Here is a 21,737-nt window from a genome sequence, read left to right as displayed (position 1 = left end):
CGATGAAAAACGTTGGCGACCTGATGAAACGTCTGCAAAAAATGATGCCGGCTAATGTCGAGCCAGCCTTTAAAACGGGTGAGGAGCTGCTGGCATGGCAAAAAGAGCAAGGTGAAATTCGCGCCGCAGCGCTGGCCCGTGAAAACCGGGCTATGAAAATGCAGCGCACATTCAACCGTTCCGGTATTCGTCCACTGCATCAGAACTGTTCGTTCGATAACTATCGGGTGGAATGCGAAGGTCAGATGAACGCCCTGAGCAAAGCTCGCCAGTACGTTGAAGAGTTTGACGGCAACATCGCCAGCTTTATTTTCTCTGGCAAGCCCGGCACCGGCAAAAACCATCTGGCCGCCGCTATCTGCAACGAACTGCTGCTGCGCGGCAAATCGGTGCTGATTATCACCGTTGCGGACATTATGTCAGCCATGAAAGATACCTTCAGCAACCGTGAAACCAGCGAAGAACAGCTACTCAACGATCTCAGTAATGTCGATTTGCTGGTGATCGACGAAATCGGCGTGCAGACCGAATCCCGCTATGAAAAGGTGATCATCAACCAGATCGTCGATCGCCGCTCGTCTTCAAAACGCCCGACCGGTATGTTGACCAACAGCAATATGGATGAAATGAACAAACTGCTGGGCGAGCGGGTAATGGACCGTATGCGCCTTGGCAACAGCCTGTGGGTGATTTTTAACTGGGAAAGCTACCGTAGTCGGGTAACCGGTAAAGAGTATTAACGTATTAGGACCACTCCTAAGACTGCCGGCGCTATACTGCGCTGAAAAGGCATAACACGAGTTGCATATAATGATGAAAACAACCAAACGTCTGCTGTGCGGTGCGCTTGCCGCCAGCACGCTCATCTCGACCAGCGTTTTCGCCGCCTCCTGGCAGGATTCGCTCTCCAGCGCGGCCAGCGAACTGAGCAAACAAAGCTCCGGCTCGCAGGGCGGCTCGTCACTCTCTTCCCTGACCAGTCTACTGAATGGCAGCAATCAGTCGCTGACCTCCAGCAGCATGAATAACGCCGCCGGGATCCTGGAATATTGCGCGAAACAGAAACTGGCCTCGGTCACCGACACGCAAAACGTCAAAAACCAGGTGCTGGATAAACTGGGCCTCAGTGCTCCGGAGCAGAAACAAGACACCAACTATATGGACGGCATTCAGGGGCTGCTCAACGCCAAAGATGGTCAACAACTGGACCTGAACACAATTGGCAACAGCTCGCTGGCGAAGCAGGTAAAAACCAAGGCCTGCGATCTGGTGTTAAAACAGGGTATGAACTTCATTTCCTGACGCACGACATGCCGCGTATATCCTGCGCGGCATCAACCTGCTCCCCATAAAATTCACACGTCAAATAATCAGTAAATCCCCGCAAAAAACACGCATATCTAAACCAATTCTGAATAACAACGTAATTTAATGTCACTACAATTGCAGCAATGCAACATCGCTATTACATTGTGCTTTCCCCAAATCATTAGCCTGCCAGGCGTTTGCCCGGTTTACTGAGGATCGATCGTTGTCAGAACTCATCTCCATCACTCTGTTTCTCGCTTCAGTGCTGATTTACGCCTGGAAAGCGGGTCGCAATACCTGGTGGTTTGCTGCCACGTTAACGGTGCTGGGGATTTTTATTGTCTTGAATATCACGCTGTATGCCAGTGACTATTTCACCGGCGACGGTATCAATGACGCGGTTCTGTACACGCTGACCAACAGCCTGACCGGCGCGGGAATTGGAAAATATATCTTACCTGGTGTCGGGATTGCGCTGGTCCTGACGACCGTTTTTGTCGCTCTCGGCTGGATTCTGCGCCGCCGTCGCCATCATCCGCATCATGTGGGTTACAGTCTGCTGGCCCTGCTGCTGGCGCTGGCCTCCGTAGATGCCAGCCCGGCGTTTCACCAGATAACCGAACTGGTAAAGTCGCAGTCGCGCGATGGCGATCCGGATTTCCCAACCTATTATAAAGAGCCGTCAAAAACGATTCCCAACCCGAAGCTGAATCTGGTTTATATCTATGGCGAAAGCCTCGAGCGCACCTATTTTAACAATGACGCGTTCCCGGATCTGACCCCGGAACTCGGTGCGTTGAAAAACGAAGGGCTGGATTTCAGCAATACCATGCAACTGCCGGGTACCGATTACACCATCGCTGGCATGGTCGCCTCCCAGTGCGGTATTCCGCTGTTTGCGCCGTTTGAAGGCAACGCCTCGGCGTCGGTCTCCAGCTTCTTCCCCAACAATATCTGTCTGGGCGATATCCTGAAAAACTCCGGCTATCAAAACTACTTTGTGCAGGGAGCCAACCTGCGCTTTGCCGGCAAAGACGTGTTCCTGAAATCTCACGGTTTTGATCATCTCTACGGTGCGGAAGAGTTAAAAAGCGTGGTTGCGGACCCGGCCTATCGCAACGACTGGGGCTTCTACGACGATACCGTGCTGGATGAAGCGTGGAAAAAATTCGAAGAGCTTTCACGTTCGGGCCAGCGCTTTTCACTATTTACGCTGACCGTGGATACCCATCATCCAGATGGATTTATCTCACGTAGCTGCAACCGTAAACGTTATGACATCGACGGGAAGGCCAACCAATCCTTCAGCGCGGTCAGCTGCAGCCAGGAAAACATTGCCGAATTTATCAATAAGATCAAAGCCTCACCGTGGTTCAAAGATACCGTTATCGTGGTTTCTTCCGATCATCTGGCGATGAACAACACCGCATGGAAGTATCTGAACAAGCAGGATCGCAACAACCTGTTCTTCGTGCTGCGCGGCGACCAGCCACAGCAGGAGACGCTGGCGGTGAAGCGTAACACGATGGATAACGGGGCAACGGTACTGGATATTCTCGGTGGCGATAACTTTATCGGTCTTGGCCGCAGCAGTTTGTCGAGCGAATCCGTGTCTGAAGTGTTCCTGAACATCAAAGAAAAAATGCTGGCGTGGAAGCCCGATATCATCCGCCTGTGGAATTTCCCGAAAGAGATGAAAGAGTTCACCGTCGACCAGGACAAAAACATGATCTCTTTCTCCGGCAGCCATTTCCGCCTGCCGTTGCTGCTGCGCGTATCGGACAAACGCGTCGAGCCGCTGCCGGAAAGCGAATACTCGGCCCCGCTGCGCTTCCAACTGGCAGATTTCGCGCCGCGAGATAACTTTGTCTGGGTTGATCGCTGCTACAAAATGGCGCAGCTATGGGCCCCGGAGCTGGCGCTCTCCACCGACTGGTGCGTATCGCAAGGCCAGTTAGGCGGACAGCAAATCGTGCAGTACGTCGACAAAGCCAAATGGAAAAGTAAAACCGTGTTTAAAGACACGGTGATCGACATGGAGCGCTACAAAGGTAACGTTGATACGCTGAAAATTGTCGATAACGACATTCGCTACAAAGCCGACAGCTTCGTCTTCAACGTGGCGGGCGCGCCGGAAGAGGTTAAACAGTTTAGCGGCATTTCACGCCCCGAATCCTGGGGACGCTGGTCCAATGCGCAGCTCAGCAAAGAGGTGACCATCGAGTACAAGGCCCCGCTGCCGAAGAAATTCGATCTGGTCATTACAGCGAAAGCCTTCGGCGACAACGCCAATCGCCCTATTCCCGTACGCGTTGGCCACGAGGAACAGACGCTGGTGTTAGGCCATGATGTCACTACCACTACCTTGCATTTTGATAACCCGGCGGATGCCGATACGCTGGTGATTGTCCCGCCCGATCCGGTCGCCACCAACGAGGGCAATATTCTCGGCCACTCGCCGCGTAAACTGGGGATCGGGATGGTTGAAATCAAAGTGGTCGCTCAGGGCTCGTAACATGAAATGGCTGATGGCGCTTCGCTTATCAGTCTTACAGCTAGCCGCATTTATTGTCTGAAAAAAAAACAGCGCCCAACACCACACCGGGCGCTGCATGGCAACCTTATTCCAGACTTTTCACTGCCTGGCGCATACCCTGCACCAGAATCATTTCCAGGTTTGCCGTCACCAGCCCGGCAAGCCCGGGCAGCAACGTCAAATCTTCACCCCAGTGCGCCGCATCGCCGAGCACAGTATCCACCAGTTCACGCAGCGTTAAATCTTTGCCAACTCGCGGCCACAGACTGGCATACAGGCTAACCCACTGCTCATCATCCTGTATCGGATAGCGTTCTCCCTCCCGCTCTGCGCGATAAAACGCCAGCAGCGCCGCGAGGGCGAACGTTAACCGCACGGGCCAGCGCCCATTTTGCTGGCCCGCCAGCAGTTGCGGCAAAATTCGGGTACGGAATTTGGTCATCCCGTTAAGCGCAATGGAAAGCAACTGGTGACGAATGTAGGGGTTTTGAAAACGCCCACTCACCGCGTCGGCAAATTCACGCAGTTCATCCGCCGGGAGATCCAATACCGGTATAATTTCCTCGCTAATCGCCCGCTCGATAAAGTGACGGACATCGGCATCCTGCATCGCTTCGCCGACAGTCTCCAGGCCACACAGCCAGGCCACCGGCACCAACGCCGTATGCGCGCCATTGAGAATGGCGACCTTACGCTCTTTGTACGGTTTGATATCGCTCACTACCCGTATGTTCAGCGGGCACTGCGCCAGATTCAGCTCCTCGGCCAGCCACTGCGGCCCCTGAATCACAAACAGGTAAAAATGCTCCGCGGTATCGAGAAACGCATCGTGATAGCCAAGCGAAGCTTCCAGCGCGGCGGCTTCTTCTCGCGGGTAGCCGGTGACAATGCGGTCGACCAGCGTGGAACAGAAGGTGTTTGCCGTCGCCACCCAGTCGGCAAACGCCGGGGGAAGCTGCCACTCCTGTGCATACCGCAGTACCAGCGTTTTGAGCGCCTCACCGTTATAGTCGATAAGCTCGCACGGGATAATGACCCAGCCCTTATCCACTGCGCCCTCAAAATGATTAAAACGTTCCAGCAGCAGACGCGTCAGTTTAGCCGGAAAGCTTACCGGCGGCGCATCATCGACCCGGTCTGCCGCGTGATAGCTAATTCCGGCTTCGGTGGTATTTGAAAACACAAAGCGAATATCCGCATTGTGGGCCAGCGCCAGATACGCCGCGAAGTCCTGATACGGATTGATTTCGTTATTCACCGAACGGATCAGCCGCGCCTCGCTCACCGCTTCGCCCTGCGCGTTTAGCCCGCGAATAAGCGTGGTATACAGCCCGTCCTGGGTATTCAGCGACGGTGGAAAATCGCTATTGATCGGGCGAACGATGGTCACGCCAGCGTTCAAAAAGGTTTGCTCGTTGAGGATATCCAGTTGCCAGTCGACAAACGCCCGCAGGAAATTCCCTTCACCAAACTGGATCACGCGCGTTGGGTAACTGGTTCCCGGAAAATCACGTCGATTCAATGTCTTCATCGCATTTCCCCTCTCAGAACGTGATCACGCCTTTAATCAGCTCACGGTTGTTAATCACATCCCGTTCGTAGATTTCTGCCAGTGTGGCAAACGCGTAACGGTGCGTGAGCATCATGTCGGCGGTCAGTTTGCCTTCCGACATCAGGCGGCCCACCTTGGCGAAATCTTCCGGTGTGGCGTTGCGACTGCCCATCATGGTGGTCTCTTTTTTGTGGAACTCCGGATCGGAGAACTGCAAATCGCCTTTGAATAGCCCAACGAAAACAATGCTGCCACCATGGCGAATCAAATTCACCGTGTTGTTCATCGCATGCTGATTGCCCGTGGCATCAATGACCTTTTGCGCCAGCGAACCACCAAACTGGTCACGCAGTTGCGCATCAAAATCTTCAGCAGACGGATCGATAACCGGGAGCCCCAACCGGGAAACCACATGCTCCCGGCGAGCCGGACTGGTATCGGCGACCACCACCTGTGCGCCATCGGCTTTGGCAATCGCCGCCGCGCCCAGACCAATCGGACCGGCACCGACCACCAGCACCTGCTCACCCGGAGCCACCGCCGCCCGGCGTACCGCATGCGCACTAATGGCATAAGGCTCAATCAGCGCCGCCGCCTGCGGATCAATTCCCTGCGCATCCAACAGGTTGGTGACCGGTACGGACAGGTATTCGCTGAAGCCGCCATCCTGATGCACGCCAATCACCGAAATCTTCTCGCAGCAGTTAGTGCGCCCGCTCAGACAGGCCGGACACTGCTGGCAGGCCACGTAAGGAATAACCGCCACCTGCTGACCATTTTTCAGATTCTGTATATTTTTGCCCAGCCCGACAATTTCCCCACATATTTCATGACCCAGTACACGTGGATAGCTGAAAAATGGCTGATTGCCACCCCAGGCATGAATATCGGTACCGCAAATCCCGACTGATTTAATTTTTATTAATGCTTCACCCTCACCCGGAATAGGTATTTCACGCTCTTTCCAGACTAATTTTTTAGGTTCCTGGCAAATCAACGTATTCATCGTAGACATGATTCTGCTCTCCTGTTTTTTTGTTGCCTCAGATATCAACGAAAATAAAAAAGCCGGAGAAAGCAGAAACACAATCTGTGAATCCCAGCGCATAAAAATGTTTTAAATCGGGTTTTAATACGCAAAAAGGAGAAGCCATGAGCCGTTCACAGAACTTACGCCACAATGTGATTAACCAGATAATCGATGATATGGCGCGTGGTCATATCCCTTCCCCCCTCCCGTCGCAAAGCGCGCTGGCGGAGATGTACAACATCAGCCGCACCACCGTGCGCCATATGCTGAGCCACTTAGGCGAGTGCGGCGTGCTGACCCAGGTCGGCAGCCACTATGTCATCGTACGTAAACCCGACCATGACGACGGTTTTGCCTGTACCACCGCCTCCATGACTGAGCAAAACCGGATTTTTGAGCAGGCTTTTTTCACCATGATCAACCAGCGTCAGCTACGCGCAGGGGAGAGTTTCTCCGAACTACAGCTTGCCAGAGCTGCAGGGGTCAGCCCGGTGGTGGTGAGAGAATATCTTTTAAAATTCGAACGTTACAATCTGATCAAAAACGAAAAACGCGGCCATTGGAGCATGAAGCAGTTCGATCAGGCCTATGCGGAACAGCTGTTTGAACTCAGAGAGATGCTGGAAACCCATTCCCTGCAGCATTTTCTCAATCTGCCCGACGATGACCCGCGCTGGCTGCAGGCTAAAACACTGCTGGAGCGTCACCGGGTCCTGCGCGACAGCATCGGCAGCAGCTTTCGTATGTTCTCGCAGTTAGACCGTGAGTTTCATGCTTTACTCCTCTCCGCAGCAGATAATATATTTTTTAATCAATCACTTGAAATCATCTCCGTGATTTTCCACTTTCATTATCAGTGGGATGAAAGCGACCTCAAGCAGCGCAATATCATTGCCATTGATGAGCATATGACCATCCTCAGCGCACTGATTTGCCGCAGCGACCTGGATGCCACCCTGGCGCTCTGTAACCATTTGAATTCAGCCAAACAATCGATGATTCGCTCCATCAACCAAAGCCATAGCGCCGCTCATTAAGTACCGATAAAAAACAGCAAACCATTACCGGGAGCACGATTTTATAAAAATAAAAACGCCGGAAAAATACCGCTTGCCTATGCTCACGCTAAGTCGACTGCATTAAAAACTTTTGTGAGCGGTGATGAGCAAATTGATTCATCACTGGTATTTTTCAATACTGCACAGCCCGGCTGTGTGAAAATAAATTATTGAGGTTCAGGAGTCCGGCGTGGAAAAAAATAATATTACCCTCGACCCGAGTTCTTCGTTTGGCACGTCGTCATCTGCGGATATTAACGTTCCGCCTGAGGGCATGGTGCAACGCAGTAGCCGAATAAAACGTATTCAGACCACAGCAATGATTTTATTATTTTTTGCTGCGGTGATTAATTATCTCGACCGCAGTTCACTGTCGGTCGCCAACTTAACGATTCGTGAAGAACTGGGGCTGAGCGCCACGCAAATCGGCGTACTGCTGTCAGTGTTTTCTCTCGCTTACGGTATTGCACAGCTGCCCTGCGGCCCGCTGCTGGATCGCAAAGGTCCGCGCATTATGCTGGGGCTGGGGATGTTCTTCTGGTCGTTGTTTCAGGCGATGTCTGGCATGGTTCACAGCTTCACTCAGTTTGTTCTCGTGCGTATCGGGATGGGGATTGGTGAGGCGCCCATGAACCCGTGCGGCGTAAAGGTCATCAACGACTGGTTTAACATCAAAGAGCGCGGCCGCCCAATGGGGTTATTCAACGCCGCTTCCACCATCGGTGTTGCCATTAGCCCGCCGATTCTGGCTGCCATGATGCTGGTGATGGGCTGGCGTTGGATGTTTATTACCATCGGCGTGCTGGGTATTTTCCTCGCCATCGGCTGGTACATGCTGTATCGCAACCGCGAGCAGATTGCGCTGAGCGCTACTGAACAAGCATATCTGAACGCCGGTAGCGTCAATGCCCGCCGCGATCCGCTGAGCTTTGCCGAATGGCGCAGCCTGTTCCGCAACCGCACTATGTGGGGCATGATGCTGGGCTTTAGCGGCATCAACTACACCGCGTGGTTATATCTGGCGTGGCTGCCAGGCTACCTGCAAACCTCCTACAACCTGGATTTAAAAAGCACCGGATTAATGGCAGCGATCCCATTCCTGTTTGGCGCAGCCGGCATGTTAATTAACGGTTTTGTCACCGACTGGCTGGTGAAAGGCGGTATGGCACCGATTAAGAGCCGTAAGATTTGTATTATCGCCGGGATGTTCTGTTCTGCGGCCTTCACTTTCATCGTGCCGCAGGCCACAACGTCGATGGCCGCCGTCTTACTGATCGGTATGGCGCTGTTCTGTATCCACTTCGCCGGCACCTCGTGCTGGGGCCTGATCCACGTAGCCGTCGCCTCACGCATGACCGCCTCCGTGGGCAGTATCCAGAACTTTGCCAGCTTTATCTGCGCGTCGTTTGCACCAATCGTCACCGGATTTATTGTTGATACCACCAACTCTTTCCGTCTGGCGCTGATCATTTGTGGCTGCGTCACCATGGTGGGAGCCCTCGCCTACATCTTCCTGGTGCGCCAACCCATCAGCGATCCGCGTAAAGATTAATCCTCATGATGCCCGATAACACCGCGCTTATCGGGCATGTTATGCTCGACAAATGAACATCACCTTACGCTCCACCACTCTGGCAGAAACTGCCGCTCTTCCCGCCATCGAACGATCTGCGGGGCAACGTTTTTTACTCATCCCCGAACTGGCGTGGATTGCTGACGACCAGACTATATCGGCTGACCAGCATCGGGCATTTGTCGCCGCTGGCATGAGCTGGCTGGCGCAGGTCGACGAGCATCCGGTCGGTTTTTTAGTTGCCGAAACGCTGGGGTCATCGCTGTTTATTGCTGAACTTTCACTGCATCTGGAGTGGCAGGGAAAAGGTATTGGTCGCAGATTGATTGGCTATGTTGCCGAACAGGCGCGCGAGAAAGGTTATACATCGCTCACGCTGACCACCTTTCGCGATGTGCCGTGGAATGCGCCATTGTACGCACGATTGGGGTTTGAAATGCTGGCTGACGAGGCGCTTCCTGCACTGCTGCGCCAGAAAAGAGAAGACGAAGCGGCGCACGGGCAGACGTACGAACTACGCTGCGCCATGCGCCTGATGCTGCGTTAATTGCCCGCGGGCGGCTACGCCTTATCGGGCATTACCAACTTAGAACGTTTCCCAGTTATCCCCGGCATCCGTTACCGCAGCTTTTCGCGGCTGGACCGTTGAAACCGGTTTAGCGGCAGCAACGTCACGCGCGCGCTGTTGGTCATGCTGAATACGGAACACGGCAACGGCCTGGGTCAGACGGCTGGCCTGCTCTTCCAGCGCCGCAGCGGCGGCGGCGGATTCTTCCACCAGCGAGGCGTTCTGCTGCGTCACACGATCCATCTCAGCAACGGCCAGACCGACCTGGTCGATACCGCGGCTCTGTTCATCAGAAGCAGAGGCGATTTCACCCATGATATCGGTCACGCGGGTTACCGCATTGACGATCTCATCCATGGTTTCACCAGCGCTTTCTACCAGCGTTGAACCCACATCCACACGGCTGACCGAGTCTTCAATCAGGCTCTTGATCTCGCGCGCGGCCTGCGCACTACGCTGGGCCAGGTTACGAACTTCACCCGCAACCACCGCAAAACCACGGCCCTGCTCGCCCGCACGCGCGGCTTCTACCGCGGCGTTGAGCGCCAGAATGTTGGTCTGGAAGGCAATGCCGTCGATGACGCTGATAATGTCGGCGATTTTCTGCGAACTGGAAGCGATGTCGCGCATGGTTTGCACCACGTTATCCACCACTTTGCCGCCTTTCTGCGCGGTTTCAGAAGCGCTCAGGGCCAGATGGCTAGCCTGACGCGCGTTTTCGGCGTTCTGCTTCACGGTCGCCGTCAGCTGTTCCATGCTGGCTGCGGTTTCTTCCAGAGATGCAGCCTGCTGCTCGGTACGCGAGGAGAGATCGTTGTTGCCCATCGCAATCTCGCTGGCCCCGCTATAAATCGCGTTGGCACCGTTACGCACATCACCTACGGTGTTCATCAGCTCACCCTGCATATGACGCAGGCTTTCCGCCAGTTGGCCAATCTCGTTGGAACCTTCCACCTCAATACGCTTCACCAGGTCGCCGCTGGCGATATGACGAATGCTGTCGATCAGACGGTTCATTGGGGAGATAAGAGTCAGTTTGATGCCGAACCAGACCGCAATAATTGCCGCCAGTACGGTAATCAGCACGCAGACCAGTACCCACATCGCCTGGCTGTAAGAGCTGTTGTTATCTGCTACCGCAATGTCATACAGACGATCGTTCTGCTGCATGTAGTTGATGTATGTCTTCTCAAAACCATCCTGATAGCTTTGCGTGGGTTGATCAAAGAACGCATTGATCTTCCCGTCACCCAGTAACTGGATCAGCTCCGCTAGCGCGCCGTGATAGATATCATAGGTGCGGTTGATCTCCTGGAACGCGGCTTCACTTTGACGCGGATCGCGCGGGAGCGACTCGTAAATCGCCCAGTTTTTTTCCGTCAGTTTCAGCGCCGTGCTGGCTACCTGCATCAGCTCAGCAACGGTCGCACCGCTGCCGATATTGCTCTGATCCATCATGTAGCGAATACCCGCCCGGTTCAGGGTATTACGCGTTTGCAGCAGCTCAACCCAAGTGGCGTTCAGCGCAGACTGTTGCTGGCGAATGGTTTGCAGAACGGTAAAGTTCTCTTTGTCATTCTTAAGTGAGTTAAAAAACAAGCCGCCGGAGGCGAGCTGTAAAAGGCCAAATAGCGCCAATACCAGCAGTAAGCTGGTAACAATCTTCATTCGTTTTAACATGTTTTCTCTTTCCGCTAGACAGATACTCTGGTTTTCGGCCTGGAAAGAGAAAACTTTATGGTGTCAGCAATTGCCACAGAATTATCGTTTTCACATTAAATCCCGTTCCCTATGACAAATTACGCAAAAAATCTGTCGTTCTGTTGCGCATTAGGTGTAGGATTCCCGTTTTTTAAGAAAAGGATGCTTCTATGTTGAATCGCGATTTTGATCACCTATCCACTCTCGCACACCACTTTTTTGAACGTGAAGATGTTCGTCAAAAGCTCAATATCATCGATCAGTACAACATCTCCGGTTGGGAAGTGTGGATGCAGATAGAATTTGCCAATCTGTTGGCTTCGACAGGTCATGAATGGTGGCGTGAACAGACCCTCGCTTGCGATCTGCGGAAAAATCCACAGCGTTTGTCTGTGCGTGCAGATTTCTTATTGCGGAAAAAAGGCTGGACGCAGGACAGCTACATTGCGCTTGAGCTCAAGCAGAACCAGGATCCGACAAGCTGCGTCAGAAATATGATTGCGGATTTGGTTAAAAGCGCAAAAATCAAACGTTCGGAATTAGAGCTACGAAGCTTCTGGACGTTAGGAGTAACACCCCGCATAGACAAAGAGCGCCTCGATGAACTGATTGACTATTATCTGGATGAAAAATATTACCTGACTAAATCACGTAAGAAACATGTGCTGCTTAAAGACATCGAACAAACGCCTTACTGTTATATCGTGATCTAAGTATCTCAGTGAGATGCTTCATCAGTTGGAAAACACGGCATGTAGATGGGCGAACGCTATAATGCCGTGATCTCAATCACATAAATTCCCCCACTCACCCCCATTACTTACCGCTCACTGACACTTGGGACCGCTTAAGCTGACATACAACCGCTCACTTATTTACCTTACTTTACGCGCGTATTTCTCTGGCAAGATCCCCCCAACATAGCAGTCAATTTACCTCCTCAAACACAAGATCAAACCCACGCGGCTTCGGCCAATTATTAATTAGATACCAGGTTTTACTATGGATACGAAAAAGATATTCAAGCACATACGCTGGGTGATTCTCGGAATCATCGGTGCATTCTGCCTCTCGGTAGTGGCATTACGTCGGGGTGAGCACATCAGTGCCCTGTGGATCGTGGTCGCCTCAGTTTCTGTTTATCTGGTGGCCTATCGTTACTACAGTCTGTACATCGCCCAAAAGGTGATGAAACTTGACCCGACGCGTGCCACGCCGGCGGTCATCAACAATGACGGTCTGAACTACGTTCCAACCAACCGTAACGTATTGTTTGGCCACCACTTTGCCGCTATCGCAGGTGCAGGTCCGCTGGTTGGGCCGGTACTGGCCGCGCAGATGGGCTATCTGCCCGGTACGCTGTGGCTGCTGGCGGGTGTCGTGCTGGCCGGTGCGGTGCAGGACTTCATGGTGCTGTTTATCTCTTCACGCCGTAACGGCGCATCTCTGGGTGAGATGATCAAAGAAGAGATGGGCCCGATCCCGGGAACCATTGCGCTGTTCGGCTGCTTCTTAATCATGATCATCATCCTCGCGGTACTGGCGCTGATCGTGGTGAAAGCGCTGGCTGAAAGCCCGTGGGGTGTGTTCACCGTCTGCTCAACCGTACCTATCGCGCTATTCATGGGGATCTACATGCGATTCCTGCGACCGGGTCGTGTGGGCGAAGTGTCGGTGATTGGTATTGTGCTGCTGGTTGCGTCTATCTACTTCGGCGGCGTGATTGCTCACGACCCGTACTGGGGCCCGGCGCTGACCTTTAAAGACACCACCATTACCTTTACCCTGATCGGCTACGCGTTTATCTCTGCGCTGCTGCCGGTATGGCTGATCCTCGCGCCGCGCGACTATCTGGCTACCTTCCTGAAAATCGGCGTTATCGTCGGTCTGGCGGTGGGGATCGTTATCCTCAACCCGGAACTGAAAATGCCGGCGATGACTCAGTACGTTGATGGTACTGGCCCGCTGTGGAAAGGCGCTCTGTTCCCGTTCCTGTTCATCACCATCGCGTGTGGTGCGGTCTCTGGCTTCCACGCGCTGATCGCTTCTGGTACCACACCGAAGCTGCTGGCCTGTGAAACCGACGCGCGCTTTATCGGTTACGGCGCCATGCTGATGGAATCCTTCGTGGCGATTATGGCGCTGGTTGCCGCGTCCATTATCGAACCGGGTCTGTACTTCGCAATGAACACCCCGCCAGCAGGCCTTGGCATCACCATGCCGAACCTGCATGAAATGAGCGGCGAGAACGCCCCGCTGATTATGGCGCAGTTGAAAGACGTAACCGCACATGCGGCGGCGACCGTCAGCTCCTGGGGCTTCGTCATTTCGCCTGAGCAGATCCTGCAGACCGCGAAAGACATCGGTGAACCGTCCGTTCTGAACCGCGCAGGTGGCGCGCCGACGCTGGCCGTTGGTATCGCTCACGTGTTCCACAAAGTGCTGCCGATGGCTGATATGGGCTTCTGGTACCACTTCGGTATTCTGTTTGAAGCGCTGTTCATCCTGACTGCACTGGATGCCGGTACCCGTTCTGGCCGCTTTATGCTGCAGGATTTACTGGGGAACTTCGTTCCGTTCCTGAAAAAAACCGACTCTCTGGTTGCGGGTATCATCGGTACTGCGGGCTGCGTAGGCCTGTGGGGTTACCTGCTGTATCAAGGTGTTGTTGACCCGCTGGGCGGCGTTAAGAGCCTGTGGCCGCTGTTCGGTATCTCTAACCAGATGCTGGCTGCCGTGGCACTGGTTCTGGGCACCGTGGTACTGGTTAAAATGCAGCGTACCAAATACATCTGGGTTACCGTTGTTCCGGCTGTATGGCTGCTTATCTGCACCACCTGGGCGCTGGGTCTGAAACTGTTCAGCACCAACCCGCAGATGGAAGGCTTCTTCTTCATGGCGAATCAGTACAAAGAGAAGATTGCTAACGGCGGCGAACTGACCGCTCAGCAGATTGCCAACATGAACCACATCGTTGTCAACAACTACACCAACGCAGGCCTGAGTATTCTGTTCCTGGTGGTGGTGTACAGCATCATTTTCTACGGGTTCCGTACCTGGCAGAAAGCCCGCGCCATCAACGGTCGCTCTGATAAAGAGACGCCGTATGTACCGGTGCCGGAAGGCGGCGTGAAGACCTCTTCACATCACTAACCGTATTCAGCCCCGCTTCGGCGGGGCTTTTCGCTTATCAGGATTGTTTATGTTTGGTACTTTAGGTCAGGCAAAAAAATACCTCGGTCAGGCGGCAAAGATGCTGATTGGCATTCCGGACTACGACAACTACGTCGAGCACATGAAGACCAACCATCCCGATAAGCCGTACATGACCTACGAAGAATTCTTCCGCGAGCGCCAGGAAGCCCGCTACGGTAGCGGCGGAAGCAGTTGCTGTTAGAAGGAGAAATGAATGACCCCGATTGCAGTTACCCTACTCACCGGTTTTCTTGGCGCGGGTAAAACCACCCTGCTGCGCCATATTCTCAACGAGCAGCACGGCTATAAGATTGCCGTTATCGAAAACGAATTCGGCGAAGTCTCGGTGGACGATCAGCTGATTGGCGACCGCGCCACGCAGATCAAAACCCTGACCAACGGCTGCATTTGCTGTACCCGCTCCAGTGAGCTGGAAGACGCACTGTTAGATCTGCTCGACAACCTCGACAAAGGCGCCATCCATTTCGACCGTTTGGTGATCGAGTGCACCGGCATGGCCGACCCCGGCCCGATTATTCAGACCTTTTTCTCCCATGAAGTGATTTGCGAACGCTACCTGTTGGACGGTGTGATTGCGCTGGTTGATGCGGTACATGCCGACGAGCAGATGAACCAGTTCACCATAGCCCAGTCGCAGGTGGGCTACGCTGACCGCATCCTGCTGACCAAAACCGACGTGGCGGGTGAAAGCGAGAAACTGCGTGAGCGCCTGGCGCGCATCAACGCCCGCGCCCCGGTTTATACCGTCACGCATGGTGATATCGACCTCTCCCTGCTGTTCGATACCAACGGTTTCATGCTCGAGGAGAACGTGGTCAGCGCCAAACCACGCTTCCACTTTATCGCCGATAAGCAAAACGATATCTCCTCGATCGTCGTCGAGCTGGATTACCCGGTAAACATCAGTGACGTGTCACGGGTAATGGAAAATCTGCTGCTGGAATCCGCCGAGAAGCTGCTGCGCTACAAAGGCATGCTGTGGATTGAAGACGAGCCGAACCGCCTGCTGTTCCAAGGCGTTCAGCGTCTGTACAGCGCCGACTGGGATCGCCCGTGGGGCGATGAGCAACCGCACAGTACGCTGGTATTTATCGGCATTAATCTGCCGGAAGACGAGATCCGAGCCGCGTTTGCGGGATTGAAGAAGTAACTCTGCTATTTCACATTATTCATATTTACACATGCCTGTAACGTGGCATGTGTAAATTTCACACTAAGGTTATACTAGCCAAAGTTGTTTTAATTGAGACTTCATATTTTCATGCCGTATTTTAAGCTCGGACAATCCCCATTCGGCTGATTTACATACATCTTTTGTGAGATCAAATGAACTTTTGCTATTCAATTTTTCATAAATAGATTTTTTCTTAATAAAGTCAGAATGCTGCGCTTCTGAATTTTTAGTACCGCTAATAAGAGTCAAATTACCTATTTTATGCAACCAGTAAACATGTTCATGTGGTTCAAATCGATTAATCCAATATTCATTCACCAAAGCCTGAGGGAGAATATGTTCAATAGTTATTCTTCCTGTATAAGTTTTAATTACACTCTCGTCTTGCTGTTCCATGTCAAGACGAAGTAAAATCGCTTTAATTAAATTAACCTGATTAGGCCTTGGTTCATATAAATCATCATCAAGTGCAGTAATAAATCCTTCATTATCCGCATGCTGATTAATTTGATTAATTATAGAAGGAAGAGGCATACCATTATTTATGGCAACAAGCGCAGAATAACAAACCATCTCTCTTTGGCTTTTAATCTGTTTTTTCAACCAACCATGCATATATACTTTTTCAAAGCAGGTAATAAACTGAGAAAATTCTTCTAATGTAAACTCTTCTGTACGAACCATTCGGTTCAGGAAGGCTAAGGCAGGAGGGATCCATTCATCTACTCCAAGATTACTCAGGGAAGCTATTTTCCTTCGAATAGAAGAATGTTCAAAATCATTCTCCAGTATTTTAGAGTAATTTTTAGCAGAACTGACTAACATCAGCGACATCGCGATAGCATCGCCATCAAAATTTTCTTGTAAATTCTCAATAAAGGATTCAAATCCTTTTTGTAATACCCTGTCACGATCTTTCTTCTCTGAAAGTTTGTGAAGTGTAAGAAACTTATCAAGCCTTCTAACACCAACCATATCCTCAATTTGGGACCATGCCGACTCAATTTGTTCAGATTTTTTATTATGTGCAGCCGCAGACTCAAAAAGCGCGTTTTTCAATAAATCTGCATTGCTCAGAGGTAATCCCCGACTATTTAGAACATTAAATAACCGGAATGATGATGCAAAATCATCAGTTTGCACAAACACTATATATACATTTTGTAATATATATTTAGCCAATAACCTCAATTCATCATCTGATAACTTCGCTAAGTAATCCCTAATAACTTCCGCATTGCTAAGGAAGGTGCGAACAAGTTCCTGATATGAGATCATCATATTCATCCGGAGCGCATCCCAGAGGGACATCATGAGCCATCAACTCACCTTCGCCGATAGTGAATTCAGCACTAAGCGCCGTCAGACCCGAAAAGAGATTTTCCTCTCCCGCATGGAGCAGATTCTGCCATGGCAGAATATGACCGCTGTCATCGAGCCGTTTTATCCCAAGGCGGGCAATGGCCGACGGCCCTATCCGCTGGAGACCATGCTGCGTATTCACTGCATGCAGCATTGGTACAACCTGAGCGACGGTGCCATGGAAGATGCCCTGTACGAAATCGCCTCCATGCGCCTGTTTGCCCGATTATCCCTGGATAGCGCCCTGCCGGATCGCACCACCATCATGAATTTCCGCCACCTGCTGGAGCAGCATCAACTGGCACGTCAATTGTTCAAGACCATCAATCGCTGGCTGGCCGAAGCAGGCGTCATGATGACCCAAGGCACTTTGGTGGATGCCACCATCATTGAGGCCCCCTCTCTACCAAGAACAAAGAGCAGCAACGCGATCCGGAGATGCATCAGACCAAGAAAGGCAATCAGTGGCACTTTGGCATGAAGGCCCACATTGGTGTCGATGCCAAGAGTGGCCTGACCCACAGCCTAGTCACCACCGCGGCCAACGAGCATGACCTCAATCAGCTGGGTAATCTGCTTCATGGAGAGGAGCAATTTGTCTCAGCCGATGCCGGCTACCAAGGAGCGCCACAGCGCGAGGAGCTGGCCGAGGTGGATGTGGACTGGCTGATCGCCGAGCGTCCCGGCAAGGTAAAAACCTTGAAGCAGCATCCGCGCAAGAACAAAACGGCCATCAACATCGAATACATGAAAGCCAGCATCCGTGCCAGGGTGGAGCACCCGTTTCGCATCATCAAGCGGCAGTTCGGCTTCGTGAAAGCCAGATACAAAGGGCTGCTGAAAAACGATAACCAACTGGCGATGTTATTCACCCTGGCCAACCTGTTTCGGGTGGACCAAATGATACGTCAGTGGGAGAGATCTCAGTAAAAACCGGAAATAACGCCAGAAATGGTGGAAAAAATAGCCTAAATAGGCTGATTCGATGTGTTTGCGGGAAAAAAATCGGCCCAGATCCGCGAAATTTTAATCAGCGAGTCAGCTTGGGAAGAAATGACCTGCTTATTCGCACCTTCCCTAACAATCGGTCGATTCGTTTGATGTTATGTTTTGTTCTCGCTTTGGTTGGCAGGTTACGGCCAAGTTCGGTAAGAGTGAGAGTTTTACAGTCAAGTAATGCGTGGCAAGCCAACGTTAAGCTGTTGAGTCGTTTTAAGTGTAATTCGGGGCAGAATTGGTAAAGAGAGTCGTGTAAAATATCGAGTTCGCACATCTTGTTGTCTGATTATTGATTTTTCGCGAAACCATTTGATCATATGACAAGATGTGTATCCACCTTAACTTAATGATTTTTACCAAAATCATTAGGGGATTCATCAGTCTTTAGCTTCCATTTTCACATCCAAATTAATAGTTAATGGCTACATTATCTTTCTTGATCTACAGAAAGGCAACCTTAGAAGATTTGTATCTCCATGTTCTTCATGATTTTTATAACAACTGTCAAGTTAAGCTATCCCCCGTTATCGGTAGAGAACGGACATGTCTGACCTGAACCTTAGAACCCTGACGGAAGCAGACATCATCACCAAACGCGTTATGCCCGCCATCCTTGATGCAGGCTGGAACGACACAACGCAAATCAGACAAGAGATCAAACTCCGGGACAGCAAGGTCATCGTACGCGGCAAAGTCGCGTTATCCGGATTACACGCATGTTCCGGCAATTATTATGAAAGGCCAGTGGCTGGAGGCAGCCGGTTTCACCACCGGCTGCAAATTCGATGTCAGAGTGATGCCCGGCTGCATTGTGCTGATGGCCAAGCTGCCGGAGCCGGAAGAACTAGCGTTATTACATTCGCTGCGTCGGGTGTGCAAGCTGTCCGCACGTAAGCAACTAAGCAACAGCAGGTGCAGGTGCAGGTGCAGGTGCAGGTGCAGGTGCAGGAGTTTATCGACGTAATTTCGGCGAAGCCTGTCAGGCAGAAATAAACGCCCGGATGCCAGTCAGCGCTCATGAGTATAAGCGCCGTGTATTGATTGCATTACAGCTCTGGGTAAGATCATTTTATCCGGAGCCGTTTACTCAAGACCCTAAGCGATAATCCCAATCATCATAGTGGACTATATTCCCATCATGATAGTGCCAGGTAATCTTCTTGTAACGGAGCTGAGCAAGTTCAAGATGGGTCTGTTTTTCGTAATAAGGATCTTTAACATCGTGCATCAGTGAAAAAAGCGTAACGACTTTCACATTTTCCAGGGTTATCGTAAAATAGACCTCTTCCTGACCAGCATAATTTATTCGATAGAGGTCAATAACCGCTTTCCTTAATGTTTCTCCGGTACTTAATGATTTGTACAAAAGCACACTTGAAGCATCAATTTCCTTTTCAATTAAAAATGGACGATGTTGGCGTTTATTCAACACCCTCCCATTATGCAAATCAGAGTTGTAGCTCACATTATGATACAGACCTAAAATCTCGATCTGATTTTCACGGTCTTTTACCATTACACTACCTTTGATAATATTACCAGCATCATCGATTAATGACATATATCCGGGGATAGCCATTTATAAATCCTTGTTAAATGGAATAGAATTCTCAACATTATTGATCATAACCGCAATACACCGCTTCCCTTCTGTCGTTTTGACCTTATACATTTCCCTGATGGAATTAACAAATAGCTTATTCATTTCTTCTTCTGACTCAGGGTAAGAGGTAAATGCGCATATCTTCTCAATATTCAGCAATGGTCTGTTATCGTTGAGGATAGCCAGAACACCAACTGGGTTATGTGGAATGGCTTCAGAGACCGCCCCCTGTAAATCTTCCGCCGTACTGGCATCAACTCCGGATTCAAGAGCACTTGCTACCGTTAACCAGTCATTATTACCTTTGCTAATTTCAGGAATAATATGGTTCCACCATTCTGACTCACTGCCATCATAAAGTTCGTGTACAACGGTATTTGCTCCTTTTTCATTTATCATCTGCAGAACCTGTGCTGCAGTATGCACTGCAGCACAGGGAGCACCCGAAAGAATAAATAGAAAGGAGATAAAAATAAATTTCATTATCTTACCACCAAAATTGTGTCACCCGAATCGTAAATGGTTTGGCGCTTATCTTGTCCATTCATAATTATACATCCTGCAGATGCCGTTCCCGGTGGCTGCCCTTTTTTATCACCATGAATTTCGAAATGATCTCTGCCAAAAGTATTTGTCCCTGCAATAGGTTCGAGGATAATAGCGGCGGGACTTTTATGATTATTCCATCCAGCAATAAAATAAACGCCTCGTGGAATGGGGCCCTTGTTACGTATGTGTTCACAGTTCGGTTTATCCTTTGATTCACCAGCACCACTGTAGCAATAAGCAATTAATTTACCGTTATGGCTTAGTATACCTGTCGATACTTTATATTCCCATGTCATATGATTTACATCCTTTAAAATATAATAATTATGCTTATCATATTTAATTGTAAAATTAAATATGTTCATAAAGTCACAATTATTAAAATTCAAAATATTTATAATTCATACATCTTTATTTCTCGAACAAATAAATCGTATTCTGAATAATTAGATAACGGGGAAGCAGCAGGCAATCTGAAAACACCCGGTGTACCAGAAATACCATCGTTAGCGTTGCCACCAGCGCGACGTAACCGGATACGCGTGAGGAAACGGGCGTTACCACGCGCATCACCGTGGAGTCCGGCGTCAGCGGGATCCAGATATCGGCAACAATAAACCAGGCGAATATTACCAGGAAAGCGGCAATACTCACCCTTACCCAACGGGCAAATTTTTGTTCTGGGGTCCTCATAGTTTTTAGTGTTGATTGTCTTCTTCGCGGATTGTCCGCAAATTGCAGGCGAGTTGATTTAAGGTCGCGCTGAAGGAGGCAAGCTCCGCTTCAGGAATGGTGCAGGTGACGCGATGTTGATATGTCTCAATCACCCGATTAAGTTCTTCAAGCCTTGAGCGGCCTTGCGCTGTCAGCGTTAGCAGACGGATGCGTTTGTCATAAGGCGATGTGGAACGCAGCAGATAGCCCTGCTTTTCCAACTGCGAAAGGGTGCGCATCAGCGGCGGCAGTTCAATGCCCTGTATTTGTGCCAGTTCACTGACCGAGACGTTGTCTCCCAGTTGATACAGTTGCATCAGTACCGTCCAGCTTGACTGCGTCAGGCCAGTATCGGTGATGGCAGCATCAATAATGGCTCGCCACTGGCGCACCACCATTGCCATGCGCATCCCCATCGGACGGCGGGCAAACAGTTCATCTTCCGTCATCTTACTTTCCCCTCATTGCTGAGAAGAAAATAATACTTATCAGGATAAGTATCAAGAAACAGGCTATCCAGAAGCATGAATTGATAAATAATGTGAATATAAAAAGAGGCCGGGTGATAACCCTCCAGCCTCTGTCGATGGAAGAAAATCACTCTATCTGATCGCGTCGCAGCCCGACGTCCCGCAGCCGCTCATTACTCATCTGTTGCAATACGCGCCGCGTTTGCGCCCGTAACCTCCACGCCTTATATGCCCGCCAGATCAGAACAAACCCAATAAATGGCTGCTTTGCTTTATTCTCATGAAATTCCATACCTTGCCTCCCCGCCTTGTCTGAGGCTTTAT

General features: G+C 50.9%; 19 protein-coding genes and 5 pseudogenes. 13 read left to right on the top strand and 11 right to left on the bottom strand.

The annotated features are described in order from the left end of the window. Window positions 1–2: 2 nt before the first annotated feature. The 3 genes from dnaC to opgB all read left to right on the top strand — a co-directional run bounded on the left by dnaC (window position 3) and on the right by opgB (window position 3,823). Complete coding sequence (gene dnaC / locus GPJ68_RS03645; protein WP_016155623.1) at window positions 3–740, top strand: DNA replication protein DnaC; 738 nt, start codon at window positions 3–5, stop codon at window positions 738–740. Between the two features lie 70 nt (window positions 741–810). Next, window positions 811–1,302, top strand: coding sequence for a DUF2501 domain-containing protein (locus GPJ68_RS03640; protein WP_137352594.1), 492 nt, complete (start codon window positions 811–813; stop codon window positions 1,300–1,302). A 229-nt stretch (window positions 1,303–1,531) separates the two neighbouring features. Next, entirely contained in the window at window positions 1,532–3,823 is a 2,292-nt protein-coding gene (gene opgB / locus GPJ68_RS03635) for a phosphatidylglycerol--membrane-oligosaccharide glycerophosphotransferase (protein WP_104651995.1), read from the top strand. Window positions 3,824–3,929: 106 nt separating this feature from the next. Here the strand turns inward: opgB and GPJ68_RS03630 are convergent, their stop codons facing one another. Both GPJ68_RS03630 and GPJ68_RS03625 read right to left on the bottom strand, forming a co-directional pair. Then, window positions 3,930–5,375, bottom strand: a complete 1,446-nt coding sequence (locus tag GPJ68_RS03630) for a tagaturonate reductase (protein ID WP_019078309.1) — start codon at window positions 5,373–5,375, stop codon at window positions 3,930–3,932. A 13-nt stretch (window positions 5,376–5,388) separates the two neighbouring features. After that, window positions 5,389–6,411 carry a zinc-binding alcohol dehydrogenase family protein gene (locus tag GPJ68_RS03625; RefSeq protein ID WP_019078308.1) on the bottom strand — a complete coding sequence of 341 codons (1,023 nt, stop codon included), beginning with the start codon at window positions 6,409–6,411 and terminating at the stop codon, window positions 5,389–5,391. Window positions 6,412–6,548: 137 nt separating this feature from the next. On the opposite strand from GPJ68_RS03625, the gene GPJ68_RS03620 reads away from it, so the two are divergent. From GPJ68_RS03620 to GPJ68_RS03610, 3 genes are all read left to right on the top strand, one after another. Further along, on the top strand, window positions 6,549–7,463 hold the full coding sequence (locus GPJ68_RS03620; protein ID WP_016151582.1) for a GntR family transcriptional regulator: 915 nt from the start codon (window positions 6,549–6,551) through the stop codon (window positions 7,461–7,463). Window positions 7,464–7,674: 211 nt separating this feature from the next. Continuing rightward, window positions 7,675–9,036 (top strand): MFS transporter, encoded by a 1,362-nt coding sequence (locus GPJ68_RS03615; RefSeq protein ID WP_016155619.1) that lies wholly within the window; start codon window positions 7,675–7,677, stop codon window positions 9,034–9,036. 52 nt (window positions 9,037–9,088) lie between these two features. Beyond that, window positions 9,089–9,604 (top strand): GNAT family N-acetyltransferase, encoded by a 516-nt coding sequence (locus tag GPJ68_RS03610; protein WP_104651994.1) that lies wholly within the window; start codon window positions 9,089–9,091, stop codon window positions 9,602–9,604. A gap of 39 nt (window positions 9,605–9,643) precedes the next feature. Here the strand turns inward: GPJ68_RS03610 and tsr are convergent, their stop codons facing one another. Continuing rightward, window positions 9,644–11,305: a methyl-accepting chemotaxis protein gene (gene tsr, locus GPJ68_RS03605; protein WP_016155617.1), complete on the bottom strand. Its 1,662-nt coding sequence runs from the start codon at window positions 11,303–11,305 to the stop codon at window positions 9,644–9,646. A gap of 191 nt (window positions 11,306–11,496) precedes the next feature. On the opposite strand from tsr, the gene GPJ68_RS03600 reads away from it, so the two are divergent. From GPJ68_RS03600 to yjiA, 4 genes are all read left to right on the top strand, one after another. Beyond that, window positions 11,497–12,039 (top strand): hypothetical protein, encoded by a 543-nt coding sequence (locus GPJ68_RS03600; protein WP_016151578.1) that lies wholly within the window; start codon window positions 11,497–11,499, stop codon window positions 12,037–12,039. Between the two features lie 289 nt (window positions 12,040–12,328). Beyond that, window positions 12,329–14,479 (top strand): pyruvate/proton symporter BtsT, encoded by a 2,151-nt coding sequence (gene btsT, locus GPJ68_RS03595; protein WP_180837129.1) that lies wholly within the window; start codon window positions 12,329–12,331, stop codon window positions 14,477–14,479. A gap of 49 nt (window positions 14,480–14,528) precedes the next feature. After that, entirely contained in the window at window positions 14,529–14,723 is a 195-nt protein-coding gene (locus tag GPJ68_RS03590; protein WP_003830038.1) for a YbdD/YjiX family protein, read from the top strand. Between the two features lie 12 nt (window positions 14,724–14,735). Beyond that, window positions 14,736–15,692, top strand: coding sequence for a GTPase (gene yjiA / locus GPJ68_RS03585; protein ID WP_104651993.1), 957 nt, complete (start codon window positions 14,736–14,738; stop codon window positions 15,690–15,692). Window positions 15,693–15,761: 69 nt separating this feature from the next. Here yjiA and GPJ68_RS03580 read toward each other — a convergent pair whose 3' ends face one another. Continuing rightward, complete coding sequence (locus GPJ68_RS03580; protein ID WP_255489360.1) at window positions 15,762–17,003, bottom strand: HNH endonuclease family protein; 1,242 nt, start codon at window positions 17,001–17,003, stop codon at window positions 15,762–15,764. Window positions 17,004–17,028: 25 nt separating this feature from the next. On the opposite strand from GPJ68_RS03580, the pseudogene GPJ68_RS03575 reads away from it, so the two are divergent. After that, window positions 17,029–18,008 (top strand): annotated as a pseudogene (locus GPJ68_RS03575) (IS5 family transposase). A gap of 118 nt (window positions 18,009–18,126) precedes the next feature. Here the strand turns inward: GPJ68_RS03575 and GPJ68_RS03570 are convergent. After that, window positions 18,127–18,351, bottom strand: a pseudogene (locus GPJ68_RS03570) (IS4 family transposase); the annotation flags it as partial. A 269-nt stretch (window positions 18,352–18,620) separates the two neighbouring features. Here GPJ68_RS03570 and GPJ68_RS03565 point away from each other — a divergent pair. Beyond that, window positions 18,621–18,776: pseudogene (locus GPJ68_RS03565) on the top strand (type I restriction endonuclease subunit R); the annotation flags it as partial. Further along, window positions 18,757–19,070 (top strand): annotated as a pseudogene (locus GPJ68_RS03560) (SymE family type I addiction module toxin); the annotation flags it as partial. The pseudogenes GPJ68_RS03565 and GPJ68_RS03560, both read left to right, overlap by 20 nt. A gap of 94 nt (window positions 19,071–19,164) precedes the next feature. On the opposite strand, the gene tssD reads toward GPJ68_RS03560, so the two are convergent. The 6 genes and pseudogenes from tssD to GPJ68_RS03530 all read right to left on the bottom strand — a co-directional run bounded on the left by tssD (window position 19,165) and on the right by GPJ68_RS03530 (window position 21,705). Further along, on the bottom strand, window positions 19,165–19,656 hold the full coding sequence (gene tssD, locus GPJ68_RS03555) for a type VI secretion system tube protein TssD (protein ID WP_016151575.1): 492 nt from the start codon (window positions 19,654–19,656) through the stop codon (window positions 19,165–19,167). Then, window positions 19,657–20,163 (bottom strand): hypothetical protein, encoded by a 507-nt coding sequence (locus GPJ68_RS03550; RefSeq protein ID WP_180837127.1) that lies wholly within the window; start codon window positions 20,161–20,163, stop codon window positions 19,657–19,659. It abuts the gene before it with no gap. After that, window positions 20,163–20,594 (bottom strand): tlde1 domain-containing protein, encoded by a 432-nt coding sequence (locus GPJ68_RS03545; RefSeq protein WP_223870143.1) that lies wholly within the window; start codon window positions 20,592–20,594, stop codon window positions 20,163–20,165. Before GPJ68_RS03545 ends, GPJ68_RS03550 begins: the two co-directional genes overlap by 1 nt. 151 nt (window positions 20,595–20,745) lie before the next feature. Then, window positions 20,746–20,922: pseudogene (locus GPJ68_RS25060) on the bottom strand (hypothetical protein); the annotation flags it as partial. Window positions 20,923–20,927: 5 nt separating this feature from the next. Beyond that, window positions 20,928–21,392, bottom strand: a complete 465-nt coding sequence (locus GPJ68_RS03535; RefSeq protein ID WP_159137116.1) for a MarR family winged helix-turn-helix transcriptional regulator — start codon at window positions 21,390–21,392, stop codon at window positions 20,928–20,930. A 148-nt stretch (window positions 21,393–21,540) separates the two neighbouring features. Then, complete coding sequence (locus tag GPJ68_RS03530; protein WP_064484482.1) at window positions 21,541–21,705, bottom strand: DUF1127 domain-containing protein; 165 nt, start codon at window positions 21,703–21,705, stop codon at window positions 21,541–21,543. Window positions 21,706–21,737 lie beyond the last annotated feature (32 nt).

The organism is Citrobacter sp. 172116965 (assembly GCF_013458095.1).
In the GTDB taxonomy this organism is placed as follows: Bacteria; Pseudomonadota; Gammaproteobacteria; order Enterobacterales; family Enterobacteriaceae; genus Citrobacter; species Citrobacter braakii.
This window is presented reverse-complemented; position numbering and strand designations above follow the sequence as displayed.